The 19,485-nt window shown below is 66.3% G+C and carries 17 protein-coding genes; 12 read left to right on the top strand and 5 right to left on the bottom strand.

Annotated elements, in window-relative coordinates; all coding sequences use genetic code 11:
• Positions 1-390: 390 nt before the first annotated feature.
• Positions 391-630: a hypothetical protein gene (locus U4Y90_RS05335; protein ID WP_321792961.1), complete on the top strand. Its 240-nt coding sequence runs from the start codon at positions 391-393 to the stop codon at positions 628-630.
• A 130-nt stretch (positions 631-760) separates the two neighbouring features.
• Here U4Y90_RS05335 and U4Y90_RS05330 read toward each other — a convergent pair whose 3' ends face one another.
• The 3 genes from U4Y90_RS05330 to U4Y90_RS05320 form a co-directional block, all read right to left on the bottom strand.
• The gene (locus U4Y90_RS05330) at positions 761-2,407 is read right to left on the bottom strand and encodes a S10 family peptidase (RefSeq protein WP_415749303.1); all 1,647 of its coding nucleotides are present in this window, start codon (positions 2,405-2,407) and stop codon (positions 761-763) included.
• Positions 2,408-2,517: 110 nt separating this feature from the next.
• Positions 2,518-4,092: a S53 family peptidase gene (locus U4Y90_RS05325; RefSeq protein ID WP_321792957.1), complete on the bottom strand. Its 1,575-nt coding sequence runs from the start codon at positions 4,090-4,092 to the stop codon at positions 2,518-2,520.
• 205 nt (positions 4,093-4,297) lie between these two features.
• Entirely contained in the window at positions 4,298-4,720 is a 423-nt protein-coding gene (locus U4Y90_RS05320) for a GFA family protein (RefSeq protein WP_321792956.1), read from the bottom strand.
• Positions 4,721-4,782: 62 nt separating this feature from the next.
• On the opposite strand from U4Y90_RS05320, the gene U4Y90_RS05315 reads away from it, so the two are divergent.
• Positions 4,783-6,114: an inositol monophosphatase gene (locus U4Y90_RS05315; RefSeq protein WP_321792954.1), complete on the top strand. Its 1,332-nt coding sequence runs from the start codon at positions 4,783-4,785 to the stop codon at positions 6,112-6,114.
• Positions 6,115-6,118: 4 nt separating this feature from the next.
• Positions 6,119-6,634 (top strand): isochorismatase family protein, encoded by a 516-nt coding sequence (locus U4Y90_RS05310; protein WP_321792952.1) that lies wholly within the window; start codon positions 6,119-6,121, stop codon positions 6,632-6,634.
• 25 nt (positions 6,635-6,659) lie between these two features.
• Here U4Y90_RS05310 and U4Y90_RS05305 read toward each other — a convergent pair whose 3' ends face one another.
• Complete coding sequence (locus tag U4Y90_RS05305; protein WP_321792950.1) at positions 6,660-8,696, bottom strand: tetratricopeptide repeat protein; 2,037 nt, start codon at positions 8,694-8,696, stop codon at positions 6,660-6,662.
• Between the two features lie 379 nt (positions 8,697-9,075).
• On the opposite strand from U4Y90_RS05305, the gene U4Y90_RS05300 reads away from it, so the two are divergent.
• From U4Y90_RS05300 to U4Y90_RS05285, 4 genes are all read left to right on the top strand, one after another.
• Positions 9,076-9,753, top strand: a complete 678-nt coding sequence (locus tag U4Y90_RS05300) for a 2Fe-2S iron-sulfur cluster-binding protein (RefSeq protein ID WP_321792947.1) — start codon at positions 9,076-9,078, stop codon at positions 9,751-9,753.
• An 11-nt stretch (positions 9,754-9,764) separates the two neighbouring features.
• On the top strand, positions 9,765-10,754 hold the full coding sequence (locus tag U4Y90_RS05295; RefSeq protein ID WP_321792945.1) for a xanthine dehydrogenase family protein subunit M: 990 nt from the start codon (positions 9,765-9,767) through the stop codon (positions 10,752-10,754).
• Positions 10,751-12,973, top strand: a complete 2,223-nt coding sequence (locus U4Y90_RS05290) for a xanthine dehydrogenase family protein molybdopterin-binding subunit (RefSeq protein ID WP_321792943.1) — start codon at positions 10,751-10,753, stop codon at positions 12,971-12,973. The genes U4Y90_RS05295 and U4Y90_RS05290 overlap by 4 nt, the downstream gene beginning before the upstream one ends.
• A gap of 108 nt (positions 12,974-13,081) precedes the next feature.
• Positions 13,082-13,669 (top strand): nucleotidyltransferase family protein, encoded by a 588-nt coding sequence (locus tag U4Y90_RS05285; protein ID WP_321792941.1) that lies wholly within the window; start codon positions 13,082-13,084, stop codon positions 13,667-13,669.
• A gap of 16 nt (positions 13,670-13,685) precedes the next feature.
• Here the strand turns inward: U4Y90_RS05285 and U4Y90_RS05280 are convergent, their stop codons facing one another.
• On the bottom strand, positions 13,686-14,396 hold the full coding sequence (locus U4Y90_RS05280) for a glycosyltransferase (protein ID WP_321792939.1): 711 nt from the start codon (positions 14,394-14,396) through the stop codon (positions 13,686-13,688).
• A 188-nt stretch (positions 14,397-14,584) separates the two neighbouring features.
• Here U4Y90_RS05280 and U4Y90_RS05275 point away from each other — a divergent pair, with 188 nt between their 5' ends.
• The 5 genes from U4Y90_RS05275 (at position 14,585) to U4Y90_RS05255 (ending at position 19,462) form a co-directional block, all read left to right on the top strand.
• Positions 14,585-16,084, top strand: coding sequence for a UdgX family uracil-DNA binding protein (locus U4Y90_RS05275; RefSeq protein ID WP_321792937.1), 1,500 nt, complete (start codon positions 14,585-14,587; stop codon positions 16,082-16,084).
• A 120-nt stretch (positions 16,085-16,204) separates the two neighbouring features.
• Positions 16,205-16,693 carry a hypothetical protein gene (locus U4Y90_RS05270; RefSeq protein ID WP_321792935.1) on the top strand — a complete coding sequence of 163 codons (489 nt, stop codon included), beginning with the start codon at positions 16,205-16,207 and terminating at the stop codon, positions 16,691-16,693.
• A 303-nt stretch (positions 16,694-16,996) separates the two neighbouring features.
• Positions 16,997-17,605, top strand: a complete 609-nt coding sequence (locus tag U4Y90_RS05265) for a glycosyltransferase family 9 protein (RefSeq protein WP_321792933.1) — start codon at positions 16,997-16,999, stop codon at positions 17,603-17,605.
• Between the two features lie 26 nt (positions 17,606-17,631).
• The gene (locus tag U4Y90_RS05260) at positions 17,632-17,793 is read left to right on the top strand and encodes a hypothetical protein (RefSeq protein ID WP_321792931.1); all 162 of its coding nucleotides are present in this window, start codon (positions 17,632-17,634) and stop codon (positions 17,791-17,793) included.
• A 127-nt stretch (positions 17,794-17,920) separates the two neighbouring features.
• Positions 17,921-19,462 carry a methyl-accepting chemotaxis protein gene (locus U4Y90_RS05255; RefSeq protein ID WP_321793437.1) on the top strand — a complete coding sequence of 514 codons (1,542 nt, stop codon included), beginning with the start codon at positions 17,921-17,923 and terminating at the stop codon, positions 19,460-19,462.
• Positions 19,463-19,485: the final 23 nt, after the last annotated feature.

Genomic DNA, 19,485 nt, shown 5'->3' with positions numbered 1-19,485 from the left:
GCAGAACACAGCTTGGATCGCGCACGGTCCGTTCCATCGCACCGCGATGCTTGCTGGTTCAGCACGAAATAGCGCCGGCCCGCTTCGCGGCCGTTGGGTCGTTCGGGTCCGCGCGCGCTTCTTCGCTAACATCGTCATCTCATCGCCCATGCTGCAGTCCCAGAGACGCTCGCAACTATTGAGATACCTCCCCACCCACTCGCCTGCCTCCCGATAGGATTGGCAGTCCTGTTGGGTTATCAAGGTGAGATGTCCAAATTTTGCGAGTATCGCGTCGGGACATGCCCGCGACGGCGATGGCATCACGCGCGTTCTCCGTCGTGCAGTGCAATTGCGCGCAATCGGTCTATGTCGCCATTACCAAGACACTCGGCGCGTATCCGTCTTTTCATGTTTCAGCCGCGCATCCTTTTTCGTGGCGACGAATTTCTGATAACAATCAAGTTGCTGTACATCAAAGCGCGAAACATCGATATCAACGCAATGCTCCAGAAAGCATGGATCAGAGACATCACTTTGATCCCTGAACCCGGCCTGATCGCGTTTGACCTCGATCCCGATATCGGACTCGACGCTGTTCTGATTTGCAAAGCGATCATCGCCGACTCGATCAGGCCGCGTTATCGCTAACACGTCACGTTGAACACGAAGCTCAAACCCGCGACGCCCGCGAAATACAGGCCGCCGACTAACGCCGCGCACCGGCTTTCGCTACGGTGCGCGGCGCAGCGTCCCGCCCAAACAACAAAACCCCTTACCCTCACCCCCCATCCACCGGCGACAACGCCCCCAGCTTATCCGCCGTAACCTTCTGCAGCGCGATAATCCGCCCCATCGCCGCATGATTCGCCGTGGCTTCGTCGTACATCTTCGCAAGATCCGCCTTGAGCTGCGTCCGCGAACCGCCATCGAGATAAACCATGTGCCCCGACGGATAAAACGTCGCCGACAGATTCTGCCGCACCGTCTTGTCGATCAGCGGCATCTGCTGCAAGTCGATGATCGTCTGGTAGAACGGCGTCACGAAGTCATACATGCCGTTGGCGGACAGCACCCTCAGATCGACGTTCAATGCCATCACCGCGGCGAGATCGCCCGCCGTGTAAAGGATGACATTGCCCTTCGCATCCAGGCCCTTCTGCGCGCCCGTCGGGTCCGTGTGCTTAAAGTCCCAGTTGAGGAACGCCTGGTCGTTCAGATCCGTGAACGATGAGGTCGACGTGAACTTCAACTGCTCGTTCAGATAGCTGTTCCACATCGTCGTGTAGACGCCGCTCACCGCCGTCATCGTCGGATCGTTGCCGCCGGAGTTCGGGTCGATCTTGCCGGCGATGCCCGTCGATATCGCCGTCACGCGGCCATCGTAAGCGCCCAGCGATTCGCCCTTCGACTTCAGCAGCGTCGTGAGAAAAAGCGAATTGCCACGGCTGTCGTACGCGGCGATGTCGAGGCTCCACGCAAGCAGCGTCGCGCGGTCGATGCCCGTGTACTCGGACAGCTTCTCGACCACTTCGTCATCCGTCTGCGGAAATTTGCGCAGCGCGTTCAGATAGTCCGTGCGTGAGAATTCGGCGACTTCCTCCGCGAAGGTCAGCAGGCTGGTCGGGGTCGGATGCACGCCCAGCTTCTTGTGATACCACGCATCCGCGGCCGCGGTCGGCAGCGCGCCGACCGGATTGCCCGCCTGCCGGTAATCGAGAATCGACGATTGCAGCGTCACGCCGTTCAGATCGATACCGTCCTCATGCAGCTTGTACGCGAGCACGCAACTGCGGGCCGTGCCGTACGACTCGCCGAACAGAAACTTCGGCGAATTCCAGCGGTTGTTCTTCGTCAGATAGCGTTTGATGAACTGCGCGATCGAGGCCGCGTCCTGATCGACGCCCCAGAAATCACGATTCTTGTTCGGCGCGATCGCGGCGGAATAGCCGGTGCCGACCGGATTGATAAAGATCAGGTCGCTGCGGTCGAGCAGGCTGTCCGGGTTGTCCTCCATCTGATACGGCGCGGGCGGCGTGAAGCTCGGCATCGCCGTTTTGATGCGGCGCGGCGCGAACGAGCCGAGTAACACGAACACCGACGACGACCCCGGCCCGCCGTTATAAAAGAACGTGAGCGGACGCGCCTCTTCCTTCGCGCCGTCCTTCGTGAACGCGACATAGAACATCTTCGCGCTCGGCTTCGAACTGCTCGGGTCGACCGTCACGAGATGGCCGACCGTCGCCGTATAGGCGATCTTCGCGCCGCCGATCGTCACGCTGTGATGCGTGACGGCCGCGTTCTCGTCGGCCTCGGTCGCGGCGACCGCGTCGTCGGGGCCGTTGCCGTATGCGACCGGATCGAAGTACGGCCGGTCCTTCTTCGCCGTGGTGGTCTTCTTCGGCGTTTTTTTCGCGGCGGGGGCCATGGCCGGTTCTTCCGCGCCCGAAGGCTTGTCGCTCGCTGCCAGTGGATCGGAGTTCATCGTCGTCGCTCCAGAATCGTCATCGTGGTTGTTGTTCACTGTCTTACGCCTGCTCAACTTTTCGCGGGCACAAGCGCCCCCGCGATCTTCGCGCCGTCGGGGCTGCCCATGCCGGTGCATGCATCCCAGCCGGCCGCCGCCGAGAAACTGCCGTTATCGCCTTCCGTGATGTCGCGGAACGCCGTCTTCGCCCGATAGAGCTTCGGATTGACGAAGCCCGAAGGCGACCCGTTGATCGAATTGATGCGCGCGATCAGCGCAGCCCACAGCGGCGCGACCGCGCTCGTGCCGCCGACGACCGTATCCTCGCCGTCGATCAGCACCTCGTAGCCGGTTTGCGGCGAGGCGTCGCCCGCGACGTCCGGCACGCCGCGCTTCGCGAGCGCCGCGCGCTTGCCGTTGCGCGTGACGGAAAGGCCGTTCTGCCACACCGGCAGCGCGAACACGCCGGAAACCCCGCCGCCGCCCGCGCCGCCCTGATCGCCGTCGTTCCAGACGACTTCCTTCGCGATGCCCGTTCCGGACGCCGTGAGGTTCGTGCCGCCGCAGCCGAGCACATACGGGCTCGACGCCGGAAAGTCGACGTGATCCGTGCCGTCGCCGGCGCCGTCGGACGAGCCGCTGTCGCCCGACGCCGCGCAGACCGTCACGCCGAGCGCCGCCGCGCTTTGCAGCACGTCGTTGAACGCGCCGATCGACTGCGACGACCAGTTCGATTCAGGTCCGCCCCAGCTGATCGAAATCACCGAAGGCTTGTTCGCGGAGTCGTGCAGCGCGCGATTGACGGCATCGACGAAACCGGCGTCGCTGTTCGGCGCGAAATACACAGCGATGCTCGCGCCCGGCGCGATGGCGCCCGCGATCTCGATGTCGAGCGTCACCTCGCCGTCCGGCCCGTTCGGGTTGCCCGTGGGCGCGTTCTTCGCGTTGTCGACGCCGACCGAAACGACCTTCGGCGCCTTCACGCCGAGCTTCGAGAAGTACGCGGCGAGATCGGCATCGCGATAGCCGCCGCCCAGTTCGATGATCGCGATGCACTCGCCGGCGCCGTCGCCATCGGGGAAATCGTAGAGACGCGCGAGATCGACCGGCGTGAACGATGCGTTCGCCGCGCCGCGCGCCGGCTTGAACGGCGGCCGGAAACGAAAATGCGGACGCGCCTGCGGCTTGCTGTCGAGACCGAGCACGGCGGTGACGGCGTCGTGCATGTCGTCGGGCACCTTCACCGGACCCGTGCGGCCGCGATATTCCCCGATGTTGTGATGTTGAAAGCGTTCGAGCGTGACGTCGAAAGCCTTCTGGAATTGTTCGATGGTGCCCTTCAGCACGACGCTGCGCGTTTCGGTTTGCGCGCGCACGACCGTCAGACCGTACTGTTGCGCGAAGGCTTCGACCTTCGCGACGTCTTCGCCGGACGCGGTGAAACGTTTGTCGAACTCCTCGCGCGACACGGCTTGCGCGGGCGCCTCGCCCGAATCGATGCGCGCCATCATCTGCCTGAAGCCCGCCTCGTCCTTGCGCCGCAGCATGACGATCACTTCGATCTGCTCGGATGGATCACAGGCGCCGATGCATTGCGCGCCTTCGGGATGAATCTTGTCGCTGCCGCTGACCGGTTGCTTCGTCATGGTATCGATGCTCCTCGCTGGCCATGAGGTTCAAAGGTTCTCGATCCTGCCGCTGCCGCGCTTTTCGGCGCTCGTGGCAGCTCGCACGGCGCACGCCGCTTATCGTCTTATTTTCTGAGCGCGAATGCAATTGCTCGGACCGTTGACGAAAGGATGCGGTTCCGGCGGGACAAAACCTGTCCCGGTCTTCGGCCATCGCGCCCGCCTAATGCTGGCGTTCCTCCTCATACTCCGGACGCGCGCCCTGCGGCAGCCACGGCTCGCGATGCTTGACCCACAACTCGTAGTCCGGCGCGAAGAGGCCGGTTTCGTCGAATGCGCCGATGGGCAGCGCGACTTCATCGCGCGTCGTGTACTCCATGTATGCGACCGAGCCGCACACCGGGCAGAAATGCCGTCGCCCGTATTCGGAACTGCGCCAGGTCGACAGGCTGCCGCTCATCATCACGTCGGCACGCGCGTAAATCGCATAAGCTCCAAAGGCGGAGCCGTGCACCTGCCGGCACGTCATGCAGTGGCACATGCCGACGCGCATGGGCTTGCCCATCGCGCGAAAGCGGAACGCGCCGCATGCGCATCCTCCTTCATGAACCGTAGTCGCCAGCTCATCGTCCTTTTGCACGTTCATCGATCTCTCCCGTAAATACGGCGGTTTGTTACGATAACCCTTCACGATCGGAGATGGCACTCATGAGCACAACGAGCATGACCGGCACCACGAGCACCGCGAGTACCTTGTCCCTGCTGAAGCTGCTTCCCGGCGCCGGATCCGAGTTCGGTCCCGCCGCCTCCGACCTCGTCGCCCACGTGCTGTCCCATGACCGTTTCGATGCGGCCGCCAATGTGAGCGCGCCGCGCGAAACCTTCCGCGGCGTCACCGTCGACGACGCCATGAACGACGAATACGTGTTCCCGCTCGGCCGCACCGGCCAGTCGATCGTGCTGACGGGCTATCGCATCGCGGCGGGCTTCATCGCCGAACGCGCCGCCGACGAATGGCTCGAGCTCGCTCACAAGGAACGCGTCGCAAGAGGCTTGCCCGCCGCGCCGCAGGACAGCGAGCCGCATCTGTCGCCCGATCCCGCCGAAGCGGATCAGTTGCTCGACCGCGCTTACGAATGCGCGCAGCGCATCCTCGACCCGGTCGCGGGCGAGCCCGTGCTCTCGCTCTTCGAGACGCACTATCGCGGCGGCCGCGAGTTTTTGCGCCTGACATGGGAAGGCCTCCCGGAAGATCTCGTGCCCGAGTCGCGCCGCCCGCTCGCGGCGCTGGCCGCGGCCGCGCAAAACGGCGAGCGGCGCGAGAAGCGCGATTACGATCCCTACGGCCTCGACGGCGTGGACGATTACGACGTCGACAGGCCGCTCGCCTATCGCGAGAAGATCGGGCCGTTTCTTTTCACGATGACCTATCGGCACGAATATCCGCAAGTCGATGACGAGCGCCTCGGCACCGCGTTCGCCGTGTTTCACGAGGCCGGCAGCGACATCGTCGCGGCGGCGGTGCGGCTGCAGCTCGTCAAGGTGCCGCCGCTCACGAGCAGCGCCGATCTCGTCTATACGCTCGACACGTATTCGGGCGAAATGCTTTCGCTCGCGCTGGCCTCGACCGAGGCGCTCGGCCCGGAAAAGCTGTGCGAGGTCTTCAACGCGCACCGCGTGATCTACATCAGCCTGTGGGAAGTGCGCAAGCCGTGGCGCGGCGAAGGCCTGGGCGTCGCGCTGCTGCATCAGGCGCTGGAACGGCTTCCCGTCGATGTCGACGGGCGGCCCAACGCGCTCTGCGTCGCGCCCGAGCCGTATCAGACCGACATGCGTCACTTCGAGAAACTGCCCGGCGTGCTGCGCGAAGAACTGAAGACGCCGGCGAAGCGACTCGCCGCGCATCTGACCAACTGGCTCGAACGCTCGAAGCTGCCGATCGCGACGCACTTCTTCGTGCCGATGGCCAAGCACGCGGGCATCGGCTCCGCGGGCGAGAATGCGCGGCTCATCGACCGCATCATGGAGAGCGAGGCGTAGCGCGATGCTCGTCATCGTCGACATGCAGGCGCGGCTGCTGCCGCATCTGGATGGCGCCGAACGTCTGACGGAGCGCGCCGGCACGCTGTTGCGGGCGGCGAATCTGCTCGACGTGCCGGTGGTCTTCACGGAGCAGAATCCACAGCGGCTCGGCGGGACCGCGGATGCGTTGCTGCGCGATCTCCAGTCCGCCAAGGGCATCGAGAAGCACACGTTCGATGCGACGCTCGAACCCGCCTTCGTCGACGCACTGCCGCCCGCGCCCGCGACTGTATGGGTTGCCGGCGCGGAAGCGCATGTGTGCGTCCTGCTGACGACGCTCGGGCTGCTGCGGCTCGGCTATCGCGTGGAATACGTGGCGGACGCGGTCGCGTCCCGCCGCGCCGCCGATCGCACCATCGCGCTCGAACGGGCGCAACAGGACGGCGCGCGGCTCACGACCGTCGAAACGGCGATTTTTGGATGGCTCGGCAGTTTTCGGCATCCGCGCTTCAGAGATGCGCTCGCGCTCATCAAATAATCGCGGCGTCGGCGCCGAAAGACGGTTAGTTGCGGGCCTGCGCCGCACGCCAGATCGATAGCTCCGACGTCACGCGATCGATCACGTCGTCCCAGCGGCCCGGCTGCGACTGCCGGAACAAGCGCATCGACGGATACCACGGCGAGTCGTCGCGATCTTCCAGCCAGCGCCAGCACGCGTTCGAGCACAGAAGGATCCACGCGGGCTTGCCGAGCGCGCCCGCCAGATGTGCGACCGACGTGTCTACCGTGATGACGAGATCCAGCGACTCGATGATCGCCGCCGTATCGGCGAAATCGGCGACGTCGTCCATCAGGTCCAATGGACGCAAACGCGCGGGCAGTCCGCCCGCCTGCGCGCGCGCCACCGGTCCTTGCTGAAGACTGACGAAGGCGATGCCGGGCGATTCGAGCACGGGCGCGAGAAACCGGGCATCGACATGACGCCGGGTGAAGTGCGCGGTGGACTCGATCGCCCAGGCGCGCGGCTCGCCGCCCCAGACCACGCCGACCTTCGGCAAGTCCGCGGGCAAGCGCGCGCGCCACGCGTCGACGCGCTCCGGGCGCGCCTCGATATAGGGAACCGATGCAGGAATGGTTTCGAGCGTCGTGCCGGTAAGGAAAGGAAGGCTCAGCAAAAGACACCAGTAGTCCGCATGCAACGCCCCCTCCAGATCGGCGGGCGTGACGCATGCATCGACGCCTGCGACGGTTTCGAGGAGCGGCTTCAGCGCGGGCGGGCAGATCATCGTCAGTTTGCTGAGTCCGCGCTGCTTGAGCATCGGCAGATAGCGGCAAAACTGAAGGTTGTCGCCGTAACCTTGCTCGGCCAGAACGAACAGCGTCTTGCCCTGCAAGGACTCGCCCCGCCATCGCGGGAGCGGCCAATGAAGCGCGCCGAGGGGAACGCTTTCCGGGTTCGCGTCGTAGCGGGCCTCCAGCAACGGCCAGCCTTCCTCGTATCGGCCCGTGCGCAGCAGGACAGCCGCGAGATTCACTTTGGAAGAAGCCGAATGCGGATCGAAACGCAGCGCCTCGCGAAATATGGCTTCTGCCTCCGCGAGACGTCCACGCTGCTCTTTCAGGACCAGCCCGAGATTGCCGTGCGCGCCGATGAGATCCGGCCGCAAGGAAAGCGCCTGCCGAAAAGCATGTTCGGCTTCATCGAATCGGGGGCGCGGTCCGAAAATGCTCGCGTGATAAATAGCGAAGCCGAGGTTCATGTGCTTGTCCGCGTTCGACGGATCGCGGGCGAGCGCCTCGCGATAGCACGCTTCGGCCTCCTCGCCGCGGCCGAGCCGCATGAGCAGGCCGCCGAGATTGTCGAGCGCGCCGGCATGTCCGGGATGCAGCGCAAGCGCCTCGCGATAGGCGCTTTCGGCTTCCGGCAGGCGATCGCCTTCACGCAACGCGTTGCCGAGGTTGTAATAGCCGTCGCCCCACTCGGGCCGAGCCGCGACGACCAGGCGCAAATGAGCCTCCGCCTCGTCGGCGCGCCCGAGGCTCACCAGCAGATTGCCGAGGTTGTTGTGCGCCTCCGCGTAATCGGGCCGCGCGGCGAGCGCACGGCGATAGGCCGATTCGGCTTCCGTCAGACGGTCCAGCCGGTTCAGCAGAGCGGCCAAGTTGAAATGCGCTTGCGCGAAATCCGGCTCGATATCGAGTGCGCGGCGAAATGCCTGCTCTGCTTCGCCGGTGCGTCCGAGCTGGTCCAGTACGTTCGCGAGGTTGTAGTGCGCCTGCGCGAAGTCCGGGCGAAGGTCGAGCGCCTGCCGATAGGCCGTTTGCGCCTCGTCGAGCCGGTCGAGCTCCGTGAACAGATTGCCGAGATTGCTGTACGGTCCCGCTTCCCGCGGATGCTCGTCGATCGCGCGCCGCCAGTAGTCTTCCGCGAGATCCTTCCGGTTCGAACCGTAGGCGCAGGCGGCGGCGAGATTCAGCGCTTCGACATCGGCGGGAACGCGAGACAGAAGCGGGGCCAGGCGCGCCAGCGCTCCGGCGTTGTCGCCCTTCGAGTAGCAGGCCACGGCGAGGTGATAGCAATCAATTTCCGAAGGCGTCATGCGAGGCGGGAAACTCGTGTCGAGTAATGGCGAATCCGACATTTTGAAGCGCCGCGCACTGGCGAGACATCACAAACTGTGTTTTTGATCGGTACGGCAATCGAAACGATCAGGATAGCCCGGGGAAACTTGCCGCATGCCCCGATGCGAATCGTGTACCTGGCACCCGATTTGCTCGCTTCGAACATTGTGCGCACGCGAACATACGGCCGTCTTACAGTCCGCCGGGGTTCACGTGCCCGCGCCTTCCCATGCACCGGACCGGACTCGGGCAATCGGGCGCTCGCGCATCGACGTCGCAATCGGTCGCGGGCGAATGCCCCATGGAGACTGGAGCCTGCCGGCGCCCTTTCGAACGAGCGAGGAGCCTTCGATCGCCATGTCCCCAGTCAATGTGCCCACAACCGACGCCAGCGAGGCCGTGAAAAAACCGTCGCGCCGGCGCTTTCTGCAATCGGCGGCGGCCGCCGCCGCCGTGACCGCCGCGCCGCTCGCGCGTGCTCAGCAGCCGGCCGCGGCGCCCGCGCCCGCCGCCTTGCCGATGATGCCCGTGAAGCTCACCATCAACGGCCATCCGTACGAACTACAGGTCGAGGCGCGCACGACGCTGCTCGACGCGCTGCGCGAATATGCGAATCTCACCGGCACCAAAAAAGGCTGCGATCGCGGCCAGTGCGGCGCGTGCACGGTGATCGTGTCCGGCCGGCGCATCAACTCGTGCCTGACGCTCGCGGTGATGCACGACGGCGAATCCGTCACGACCGTCGAAGGCCTCGCGCCCGACGGCGATACGCTCGCGCCGATCCAGCGCGCGTTCATCGAGAAGGACGCCTTTCAGTGCGGCTACTGTACGCCCGGGCAGTTGTGCTCGGCCACCGCGCTCATCGCCGAATATCGCGCCGGCGACGCGAGCGCGGTCACGGCCGACGTGCGTTTTCGCCCGGCGCAGCTATCCGACGACGAAATCCGCGAGCGCATGAGCGGCAACATCTGCCGCTGCGGCGCATATCCGAACATCGTCGCGGCGGTGAAAGCCGTCGCGTCGGGCACCGCCTGAAGGAGACGCACATGGACGCGATCTCCTATCAACGCGCCGCCGATATCGGCGCTGCGCTCTCGGCGGCGAGCCAGCCTGGCACGATGTTCATCGGCGGCGGCACGAACCTGCTCGACCTGATGAAAGGCGGCGTGATGCGGCCGATGAAGCTCGTCGACATCACGCACATCGATGCCTTGAACGGCATCACCGCGCTGCCTGACGGCGGCCTGCGCCTGGGCGCGCTCGTGCGCAACAGCGATGCCGCGAATCACGCGTGGGTGCGCGAGCGCTATCCGCTCCTGTCGCAGGCGCTGCTCGCGGGCGCGTCGGCGCAATTGCGCAACATGGCCACCGTCGGCGGCAATCTGATGCAACGCACGCGCTGCCCGTATTTCTACGACGTGGGCTTTCCTCAATGTAACAAGCGCGCGCCGGGCAGCGGCTGCGCGGCGATCGACGGCCACACCCGCATGCACGCGATTCTCGGCGCGAGCCGTCAATGCATCGCGACGAATCCGTCCGACATGAGCGTCGCGCTCGCCGCGCTCGATGCTGTCGTGCGCGTCACCGGCCCGAACGGCGAGCGGGCCATTCCGTTCGCGGAATTTCATCGGCTGCCGGGCGACAGGCCTGATCTCGACACGACCCTGCAGGCGGGCGAGCTCATCGTGTCGGTCGATCTGCCGCCGCCGCTTTTCGCGGAACACTCGAAGTATCTGAAGGTGCGCGACCGCGCGAGCTATGCGTTCGCGCTCGTGTCCGTCGCGGCCGCGTTGCAGATGGACGGCAACACCGTGAAGAACGCGCGCATCGCGCTGGGCGGCGTCGCGCACAAACCGTGGCGCGCGAACGCGACCGAACGCGCGCTCGTCGGCCAGCCGCTCGACAAGCTGACGCTGCAAAGCGCCGCCGCGCTCGCCGTGCAAGGCGCGCAACCGCAGCGCGACAACGCGTTCAAGGTGGCGCTCGCGCAGCGCGCGATCGTGCGCGCGGTTCAACAGGCCGGAGGTGTCGCATGACTGTCATCGGAAAACCACTCGATCGCACCGACGGCGTGCTGAAGGTCACCGGCCAGGCGCGCTATTCGGCCGACAACACCGACGCGAAGCTCGCGCATGCGGTGCTCGTCACGAGCACGGTCGCGAAGGGGCGTATTGCGTCGATCGACACGAGCCGCGCGCAATCGATGCCCGGCGTGCTGCTCGTCATGACGTATCAGAACGCGATGCGTCTGCCCAACAACGGCGTCCCCGACGCGCAGCCGCCCGCCGTGCGCAAGCTCACCCTGCTGCAGACCGGCGAGGTGCGCTACAGCAACGAGCCGGTGGCGGTGGTCGTCGCCGACACGCTGGAGCACGCGCAAGGCGCGGCGCGTCATGTCGACGTGCGCTACGAAGCCGCGGTGCCCAACGCCGATTTCGAGCGCGCGAAGCCTTCCGCCTATCAGCCGGAAAAGATGATGGGGCGCGCGATCGCGACGCGGCGCGGCGATGTCGACGCCGGCTTGAGGCAAGGCCCGGCGCGCCTCTCCGCCGTCTACACGACACCCTACGAGCATCACAATCCGATGGAGCCGCACGCGACGGTCGCCCGCTGGGACGGCCCCGATCTGACGCTCTACGATGCGACGCAAGGCGTGTCGGGTGCGAAAAGCGCGGTCGCGAAGTTCTTCGGCATCTCCGACGATCACGTGCGCGTGATCTGCCCGTTCGTCGGCGGCGGATTCGGCTGCAAGGGCTCGGTGTGGTCGCACGTCGTGCTGGCGGCGATGGCGGCGAAGCAGACCGGCCGGCCCGTCAAGCTCGTGCTCGAACGTCCGCAGATGTTCGGCATGATCGGCAACCGGCCGTACACGGAGCAGCGCATCCAGATCGGCGCGCGCGACGACGGCATCATGACCGGCATGCGTCACGATGTGATTTCGACCACGTCGACGTTCGAAGACTGGACCGAAAGCTCCGCGATCGTCACGCGCATGCTGTACGCGGTGCCGAACCAGTCGACCTCGCACAAGCTCGTGAAGCTCGACATCGGCACCCCGACGTTCACGCGCGCGCCCGGCGAGACGAGCGGCTCGTTCGCGCTCGAATCGGCAATGGACGAGATGGCTTACCAGTTGAAGATGGACCCGCTCGCGTTCCGCATCAGGAATCACGCGAACATGGAGCCGCAGGAGAAGAAGCCCTGGTCGGAGAAGTCGCTGCTCGAATGCTATCGGCGCGGCGCCGAGAAGTTCGGCTGGTCGCGCCGCAGCGCCGCGCCGCGTTCGATGCGCGAGGGCAATACGCTCATCGGCTGGGGCATGGGCACGGCGACGTATCCGGCGAACCGCAGCGAGGCGTCGGCGGTGGCGCGCATCCTGCCCGACGGCACCGCGATGGTCGCCTCCGGCACGCAGGATCTCGGCACCGGCACCTACACGATCATGACGCAGGTCGCCGCCGACGCGCTCGGCTTTCCGCTCGATTACGTGCGCTTCGCGCTCGGCGATTCGTCCTTGCCGAAGGCGCCGGTGTCGGGCGGCTCGCAGTCCGCTGCGAGCGTATCGCCGGCGGTGCGGGCGGCATCGTTGCAGGCGCGCGATCAGCTCATTGCGATGGCGCTCGCGGATCGTGGATCGCCCGTCGCCGGTCTCGCGCGCGAGGACGTGACCGTGTCCAACGGCTGGGTCGTGAGTCTGTCGAGCCCGGACAGGCGCGATCCGGCTGCGGCAATCATCGCGCGCAACGGCGGCCGCGCAATCGAAGCGGTGGCGACGACGCGCCCCGGCGACGAGAAGAAGCAGTACGCGTTCCACTCCTTCGGCGCGGTGTTCGCGGAAGTGCATGTCGACGCGGACCTCGGGATCATTCGCGTGCCGCGCATCGTCGCGGTCTACGACGTCGGCACGCTCTTCAACGAAAAGACCGCGCATAGCCAGTTGATGGGCGGCATCGTGTGGGGCGTCGGCTCGGCGCTCTTCGAGAAAAGCGAGCTGGATGCGCGCTACGGCCGCTACACGAACGCGAATCTCGCGGAGTATCACGTGCCGGTGAACGCGGATATCGGCATGCTGGATATCTCGTTCGTCGGCGAGCCCGATCCGTATATCAATCCGCACGGCGCGCGGGGAATCGGCGAGATCGGCATCACGGGCGTGGCGGGCGCGCTCGGCAACGCGGTCTATCACGCGACGGGCGCGCGCGTGCGCGATCTGCCGATCACGCTGGACAAAGTATTGCCGCCGATGATGACGTGATGTGAAACGGCACATCCGGCGGCCGTCGTGGCCGCCGGCTTTTTTGTGCTTGCGACGTTTTTCGATGCGCCGCACAATCCCGATTCAACCCCCATACGAGCAGCCGCGATGACTTATTCGTCTAACGCGACCGGCATCCTGTTGGCAGCGGGTCTCGGCACCCGCTTCGACCCGTCCGGACTCCACAACAAGCTGCTCGCCACCTTGCCCGGCGGCACGCCCATGGTGTTCCAGTCGGCGCGCAGGCTGCTCGCGGTGTCCGCCGAAGTGATCGCGGTCGTGCGGCCCGGCGCCGAAAAGCTGGCCGATGTCCTCAACGAAGCGGGCTGCAACGTCATCTTCAGCGTCGACGCCGAGCGCGGCATGGGTGCGACGCTCGCCGCCGCCGTGCGGGCGACGCCGGAAGCCGATGGCTGGCTCGTCGCGCTGGGCGACATGCCGTGGATCGAGCCGTCGACCTATGAAGCGGTCGCCCGTGCGCTCGATGGCGGCGAACCGCTGACCGCGCCTTTTTATCGCGGCAAGCGCGGACATCCGGTGGGCTTCGGCATCGTGCATCGCGAGGGGCTCGCCACGCTCGACGGCGATGCGGGCGCGCGCGGCATCTTCACGACGCACAAGCCGTTCGTCGTCGAAGTGGAAGATTCGAACGTGCTGCGCGATGTGGATTTGCCGAGCGATCTCGGGCAGGGTTGAAAGCGATCGCTCATCGTCAGGCCGCGATCGGCACGGCGTCCGCTGAACCGGCGGCGTCCGCGCCGATCGGCAGATAGCGCTTGCCGACTTCGACGAGCGTCGCGCCGAATCCCTGCTTCGCCCGAAAATCCGTCCGCGCGCTCGTCACCACGCGCGGCGACGCGCTCCACTCGATTCGCGCGCCGGTCGCCAGCAGCGCCTCGACGAGCGCCACGTCCTCGCTCGACTCCAGCGGCGCGAATCCGCCCGCCCGCACGTACGCCTTCGCCGACACGCCCAGATTCGCGCCGTGAATATGCCGATGCCCGTCCGCGTCGGTGTAAGTGCGCCCGAAGTGCTCGCGCACCGCGCCGATGTGCGGCGACCAGTCATGCACGCCGATCACGCCGCACACCGCGTCCGCGCAGCAGTCGAGCTGGCGCACGAGCCAGTCTTCCGCGACGGTCGTGTCGGCGTCGGTGAACGCGAGCCAGCGCGCGCCCAGCGCCAGCGCCCGCTGTGCGCCATGCGCGCGCGCGATGCCGACGTTGCGCGCGTCGATGCACGACACCTCCGCACCCAGCGCACGCGCGATGTCGGCGGTTTGGTCGACGCAGGCATCGGCCACGACGATCACGCGCGCCGCCTCGCCGAACAACTGATGATGATCCGCCGCGCGACGCGCAGCCGCCACGCACGCGCCGATATGCGCGGCTTCATTGTGAGCGGGAATGACGATGGCAAGCATGGAGGCTCCGTGTCGAATATCTACGCAGGCAATCGAACGCCGCGATGGATGAATTTCAGCAATGGCCGTTCCCTGCCCGCCGCATCGTGCTCAAAGGGCACGATCGTCTCTAAATAGTTGCCGAGAGGCAGCTTACATCGCTAGAATTACTGTATGGATATACAGTACTTTTCTGATTCCGCTCGCCGATGAAAAGCGTCACCATCGATCCGTCGTTTGCTGCCTGGCGTACCGAAGCGCGCAATCTGCTCATGCAGGACGCGCGTCCGGAAAACGTGCAGTGGCTCGAAACCGATGCATCGGCAACCGTGTTCGGCACCATCGACCCGCCTGCGCCCGGCTCGCTGGATCCGAACGCCAAAAAGCCGGTCAAGGTCGCGCGCGAATTCCTCGCGATGCTCGAAACGGCTGCGTGCTATCGCGCGCCGGACCGCTGGCCGTTCCTCTACAAGGCGCTGTGGCGCTGGACCCAGGGCGACCGCGCGATCGCCTCGCCGGCGGACGCGGACGGGCATCGGCTGCGCCGGATGATCGAATCGGTCGAGGCCGAGGAGCGTGAGATGCGCAAGGTGCTGCGCTTCCGGCATCGCGATTCGTCGCTCGGGCCGCCCGAGTTCATCAGCTGGTTCGAGCCGGTGCACGACCTGCTGGAGCACGCCGCGATGCATTTCGCTGCGCGCATGGGCAACGCCACGTGGATGATCGCCACGCCGCACGGCGCCGCGTTCTGGGACGGCGCACTCCTGCGCGTGGACCGCACGAGCGAACCGGAGGAAAAGCCGATGGACTTCGGCGACACGGCGATGAGCGGCGAGGCCGTGAGCGGCGACGCCATCGAGGCGCTCTGGCTCGCGTATTACGAGAGCACCTTCGCGCCCGCGCAGGCGAACGCCGCCGAAATGGCGTCGCATATGCCGGTGCGCTACTGGAAAAGCCCGAAGAACGCGCGCACCGATCCCGCGCTGATCTCCCGCGCCGATCCCTACTCACGGCGCGACCGCCATCCGCGCAACGTGCCGCCCGAGATGGAAGTGGCCATTAACACGGATCTGGAGCCGATCAAGGGCACGATGCTGACCGAGCCGGCGTCGCTCGACGCGTGCAGGCGCTGCGCGCTCTGGCGCAACGCGACGCAGGCCGTGCCGGGCGTCGGTCCCGGCGATGCGCGCGTGATGCTGGTCGGCGAGCAGCCAGGCGATCAGGAAGATCGCGAGGGCAAGCCGTTCGTCGGTCCGTCCGGCAAGCTGCTCGACGAAGCGCTCGACGAGGCGCAGATCGCGCGCGAATCGCTCTATCTGACGAACGCCGTGAAGCATTTCAAATGGGAAGCGCAAGGCGAGGAGCGCGCGCATCTGGCGCCCGCGCAACGCGAACGCGAGGCCTGCCGCTACTGGCTCGAGGAAGAACTGAAGCGCATCGCGCCAAAAGTCGTCGTCGCGCTCGGGGCGACGGCGCTGAAGGCGCTCACCGGGCATCGCACGGCGCTGTCCGAGTATCTCGGCAAGACCATCGAGCACAAGGGGCACATCATCGTGCCGACCTATCACCCGTCGTATCTGATGCGCCTGACCGACGACAAAGTGCGCGCGGAAGTGTTCGGGACGATCGTCGAGGCGCTCGTCTTCGCGCAGCAGATTGCGGACGGCACCGCGACGATCCGCACGCCCGTCAGGGACCGGACGACATAAGTGCAACAGGACGAAACAGGACGCAACAAGACGAAAGCGCCGTCAACGCTCCTGTAAGCCGCGCGTTATACCGGTGTCGCGCCGCTCTGGCGCTTTCCGATGGTCTCGACAACAACCTCCATGGCCGCTCTCCCGCTCGAAGAACTCCGCCGTCAACAATCGCTCATCGCGCTCGTGCCGAAGTCGGCCGGGCAACTGAAGACCGAACGCGAGCGCATCGTCGCGCGTCTGCAATTGCTGCTCAATATCACCATCGCGGTGGCGCTCGCGGGCGTGGCGCTCATCGCGTGGCTGCCGTTCTCGCCGGTGCCGCACGAATTCCGCTTCGGCGTGCAGGAAGTGCTCGGCGTCGCGGTGTTCGCGTCGTGCCTGTTCATCCTGCACGAGCGCGCCGAGCTGGAGCTCGGCCTGTACGACTACGAGCCCGTCGAGCAGACGACTCAGGGCGAATTGCGCGCGCTGCTGCATCGCGTGCCGGAAGGCGTGTCGTATCAGGAAGCGCTCGCCGCCGACAAGCGCACCTTCGTGACCGGCGAAGTCGACGGCATCCGCCGCCGCGCCGAAGCCTTCACGCCCAAGACGCTGCCCGCCGACGACGGCAACGCTTGAAACCCCGCGCGCCGCGCAAGCCGATCCAGGCCGCCGCCTCGTCCTCGCGAGGCGGCGGCTTTTTTACATCGGCGCTGCAAATCTCACGCCTTGACGAGCGCCGCGGCGCCTCCTTCAATACGTGACAGATGCTGCAACCGGCGCTCAGACTGTCACGATTCCAGGACGCAATCTGTGTCCGCGGCGCGCGCTTTCGGGCACGGCGCGCCAAAAACGCCCCGGGCATGGCGGGTGCTTGCCAAGCGCCGGCCCCGGGCGAATTTGCGAACATCGAACGAGGCCACGCCACTTGCAGGAGCCAAGATGCGAGCCAAGCTGCTTTCCACGTCGAACAACAACCTCACGACCGCTCTCGTCCCCGACGCGCCGGGCGCGATGCCGTGCGCGGACGCCGTTGCGCCCGCCGCCGAGCGCGCCCGGAGCGACGATTACGATGAACTCGCCGCATTCCACGGCATCGAGCGCGACCGCCTGGTACTGATCCATCCGGGCAGCCATCATGCCGCGCCCGCCTGGCCCGCCGAACGTTATGCCGATGTCGCCGACCAGCTCGCCGCCGAGGGCTGGCAGATCGCCATCGTCGGCGACGCGCCCGATCCCGAGCGCACCGCCGGCGTTCTCGGCGCGATGCAGACGGCTGCGCTCTTTCTCGCGGGCGCCGTCGCGCCGGATGCGCTTGCGCGCCTGATCGCCAACGCGCGCCTGCTCCTGTCCGACGACGCCGAAGCGTCCTCGCCCGTCGCCGCGGCCCGCGCGCTCGGCACGCCGCATATCGTGCTCGACGAGCAACCGCGCGATACTGGCAGCGATGCGATCGCCGCGCGCGCCCGCGCCGCGCTCTCGAACACCGGCGACGCGCATCCGGGCCAGCCGTTCACGCTGCACATGCCGGCGGCGCACGAGTCCGCCTAGCGCCGCACCACCTTTCGGGGTACATCATGAAATTCGACCTGCAGACCAGTCCCGTTCCGGATCCCGTCGCGGACCCGAACCGCGATCCCGAAGCCGATCCGCTCACGCCGCCTTCGCCGGGTCATCGGCCGGAGGAGCCGCAGCATCCCGACGCACCGCCGGACAAGGACCCGATCCGGCGACTCTGACCCGGCGCCTCTCCTACGGGATTCCCCGCCCTACATCCGCCGCCGCTGCCTGCCGTAAAGCGGGCATGCGGCGGCATGCGCCGTCGCAACGACAACGCAAAGGGGCGACGGGCGCAACATGAACAGAATGACGTTGAACAGAAAGCTCGGCTCGCTGATCGCCGTGCTGTGGATCGGCTTGATCGCAATCGGGATCATCGGGGCGTGGCAAAACCGGACGTCGATGATCGACGACCGCAAGGAGCAACTGAAGACCCTCGTCAACGAGGCGTACGCGGTCACGGCGCACTACGCGGCGCTCGCCGCGAACAAGACGCTCACCGAAGAGGAAGCGAAGAAGCGCGCGCTCGACGTGGTCGGCGCGATCCGCTACGGCACGGACGGCTATCTTTCGATCAACGATTCGCATCCGAAAATGGTGATGCATCCGATCAAGGCCGCCATGAACGGCCAGGATCTGTCGTCCTATACCGATCCGGCGGGCAATCACCTGTTCGTCGACATCGTCAAGGCAGGCGATCAGCCCGGCGGCGGGTTCGTCAGCTATCTGTGGCCGAAGCCTGGCAGCGACAAGCCGGTCGGCAAGCTCTCCTACTCGCAGCGCTTCGCGCAGTGGGACTGGTATCTCGTCACCGGCATGTACATGGACGACGTGCAGAGCGCGTTCTGGGCGAGCGCGCTGCGCTGGCTCGCGATCACGGCGGTGCTCGGCGGCATCGCGACGGCCGCGATGCTCGTCGTTCTCTCCAGCATCAGGCGCAATCTGGGCGGCGAGCTGGAGCTGGCGGTCGGCGCGGCGCATCGCATCGCGCGCGGCGATCTGACGGGCGCCGTCGACGTGCATCCGAACGACACGACGAGCCTCTTGCACGCGCTCAGCACGATGCAGCGCGGACTCGTCGAGACGGTTTCGCGCGTGCGCAGCGGCACGGACAACATCAACGTCGGCGCATCGGAGATCGCGGCGGGCAATACCGATCTGTCTCAGCGCACCGAGGAGCAGGCCGCGGCACTCGTGCAGACCGCGTCGAGTATGGATCAGATGACCGCCAACGTGAAGAACAACGCGGAAAGCGCGGCGCAGGCCGCGCGTCTCGCCGAGCAGGCGGCGGACGTGGCGACGCGCGGCAGCGGCGTCGTCGACGACGTGATCGACACGATGACGCGCATCACCGCGAGCTCGCAGCAGATCGGCGACATCATCGGCGTGATCGACGGCATCGCGTTCCAGACCAACATTCTCGCGCTCAACGCGGCCGTCGAAGCGGCGCGCGCCGGCGAACAGGGACGCGGCTTTGCGGTCGTCGCCGCCGAAGTGCGCAGCCTCGCGCAGCGCTCGGCGACGGCGGCGAAGGAGATCAAGGCGCTCATCGAGACGTCGACGCAAACGGTGGAGCAAGGCGCGTCGCTCGTGACGAACGCGGGCGCGACGATGACCGAGATCGTGCAGTCGGTGCGCCGCGTGAACGAGATTCTCGACGAGATCAGCCACGCGTCGCGCGAGCAGAGCGCGGGCATCGAGCAGGTGAATCGCGCGGTCGTCGAGATGGATCAGGTGACGCAGCAGAACGCCGCGCTGGTCGAGGAAGCGGCCGCCGCCGCGCATTCGCTGAAGGATCAGGTGGATGTGCTGCGCGAGGCGATCGGGAGTTTCAGGCTGCCGGCGTGACGCCCCGCGCGTGGAGCGTTTTC

The sequence above is a fragment of the Caballeronia sp. J97 genome (genome assembly GCF_905220305.1).
Classification (GTDB): domain Bacteria; phylum Pseudomonadota; class Gammaproteobacteria; order Burkholderiales; family Burkholderiaceae; genus Caballeronia.
This window is presented reverse-complemented; position numbering and strand designations above follow the sequence as displayed.

Bases quoted from the DNA above. Each gene is read 5' to 3' on its own strand.
- U4Y90_RS05335 (WP_321792961.1), top strand. From the start codon at position 391: ATGTTTCAGCCGCGCATCCTTTTTCGTGGCGACGAATTTCTGATAACA.
- U4Y90_RS05330 (WP_415749303.1), bottom strand. From the start codon at position 2,407: ATGGCCCCCGCCGCGAAAAAAACGCCGAAGAAGACCACCACGGCGAAG.
- U4Y90_RS05325 (WP_321792957.1), bottom strand. From the start codon at position 4,092: ATGACGAAGCAACCGGTCAGCGGCAGCGACAAGATTCATCCCGAAGGC.
- U4Y90_RS05320 (WP_321792956.1), bottom strand. From the start codon at position 4,720: ATGAACGTGCAAAAGGACGATGAGCTGGCGACTACGGTTCATGAAGGA.
- U4Y90_RS05315 (WP_321792954.1), top strand. From the start codon at position 4,783: ATGAGCACAACGAGCATGACCGGCACCACGAGCACCGCGAGTACCTTG.
- U4Y90_RS05310 (WP_321792952.1), top strand. From the start codon at position 6,119: ATGCTCGTCATCGTCGACATGCAGGCGCGGCTGCTGCCGCATCTGGAT.
- U4Y90_RS05305 (WP_321792950.1), bottom strand. From the start codon at position 8,696: ATGACGCCTTCGGAAATTGATTGCTATCACCTCGCCGTGGCCTGCTAC.
- U4Y90_RS05300 (WP_321792947.1), top strand. From the start codon at position 9,076: ATGTCCCCAGTCAATGTGCCCACAACCGACGCCAGCGAGGCCGTGAAA.
- U4Y90_RS05295 (WP_321792945.1), top strand. From the start codon at position 9,765: ATGGACGCGATCTCCTATCAACGCGCCGCCGATATCGGCGCTGCGCTC.
- U4Y90_RS05290 (WP_321792943.1), top strand. From the start codon at position 10,751: ATGACTGTCATCGGAAAACCACTCGATCGCACCGACGGCGTGCTGAAG.
- U4Y90_RS05285 (WP_321792941.1), top strand. From the start codon at position 13,082: ATGACTTATTCGTCTAACGCGACCGGCATCCTGTTGGCAGCGGGTCTC.
- U4Y90_RS05280 (WP_321792939.1), bottom strand. From the start codon at position 14,396: ATGCTTGCCATCGTCATTCCCGCTCACAATGAAGCCGCGCATATCGGC.
- U4Y90_RS05275 (WP_321792937.1), top strand. From the start codon at position 14,585: ATGAAAAGCGTCACCATCGATCCGTCGTTTGCTGCCTGGCGTACCGAA.
- U4Y90_RS05270 (WP_321792935.1), top strand. From the start codon at position 16,205: ATGGCCGCTCTCCCGCTCGAAGAACTCCGCCGTCAACAATCGCTCATC.
- U4Y90_RS05265 (WP_321792933.1), top strand. From the start codon at position 16,997: ATGCGAGCCAAGCTGCTTTCCACGTCGAACAACAACCTCACGACCGCT.
- U4Y90_RS05260 (WP_321792931.1), top strand. From the start codon at position 17,632: ATGAAATTCGACCTGCAGACCAGTCCCGTTCCGGATCCCGTCGCGGAC.
- U4Y90_RS05255 (WP_321793437.1), top strand. From the start codon at position 17,921: ATGACGTTGAACAGAAAGCTCGGCTCGCTGATCGCCGTGCTGTGGATC.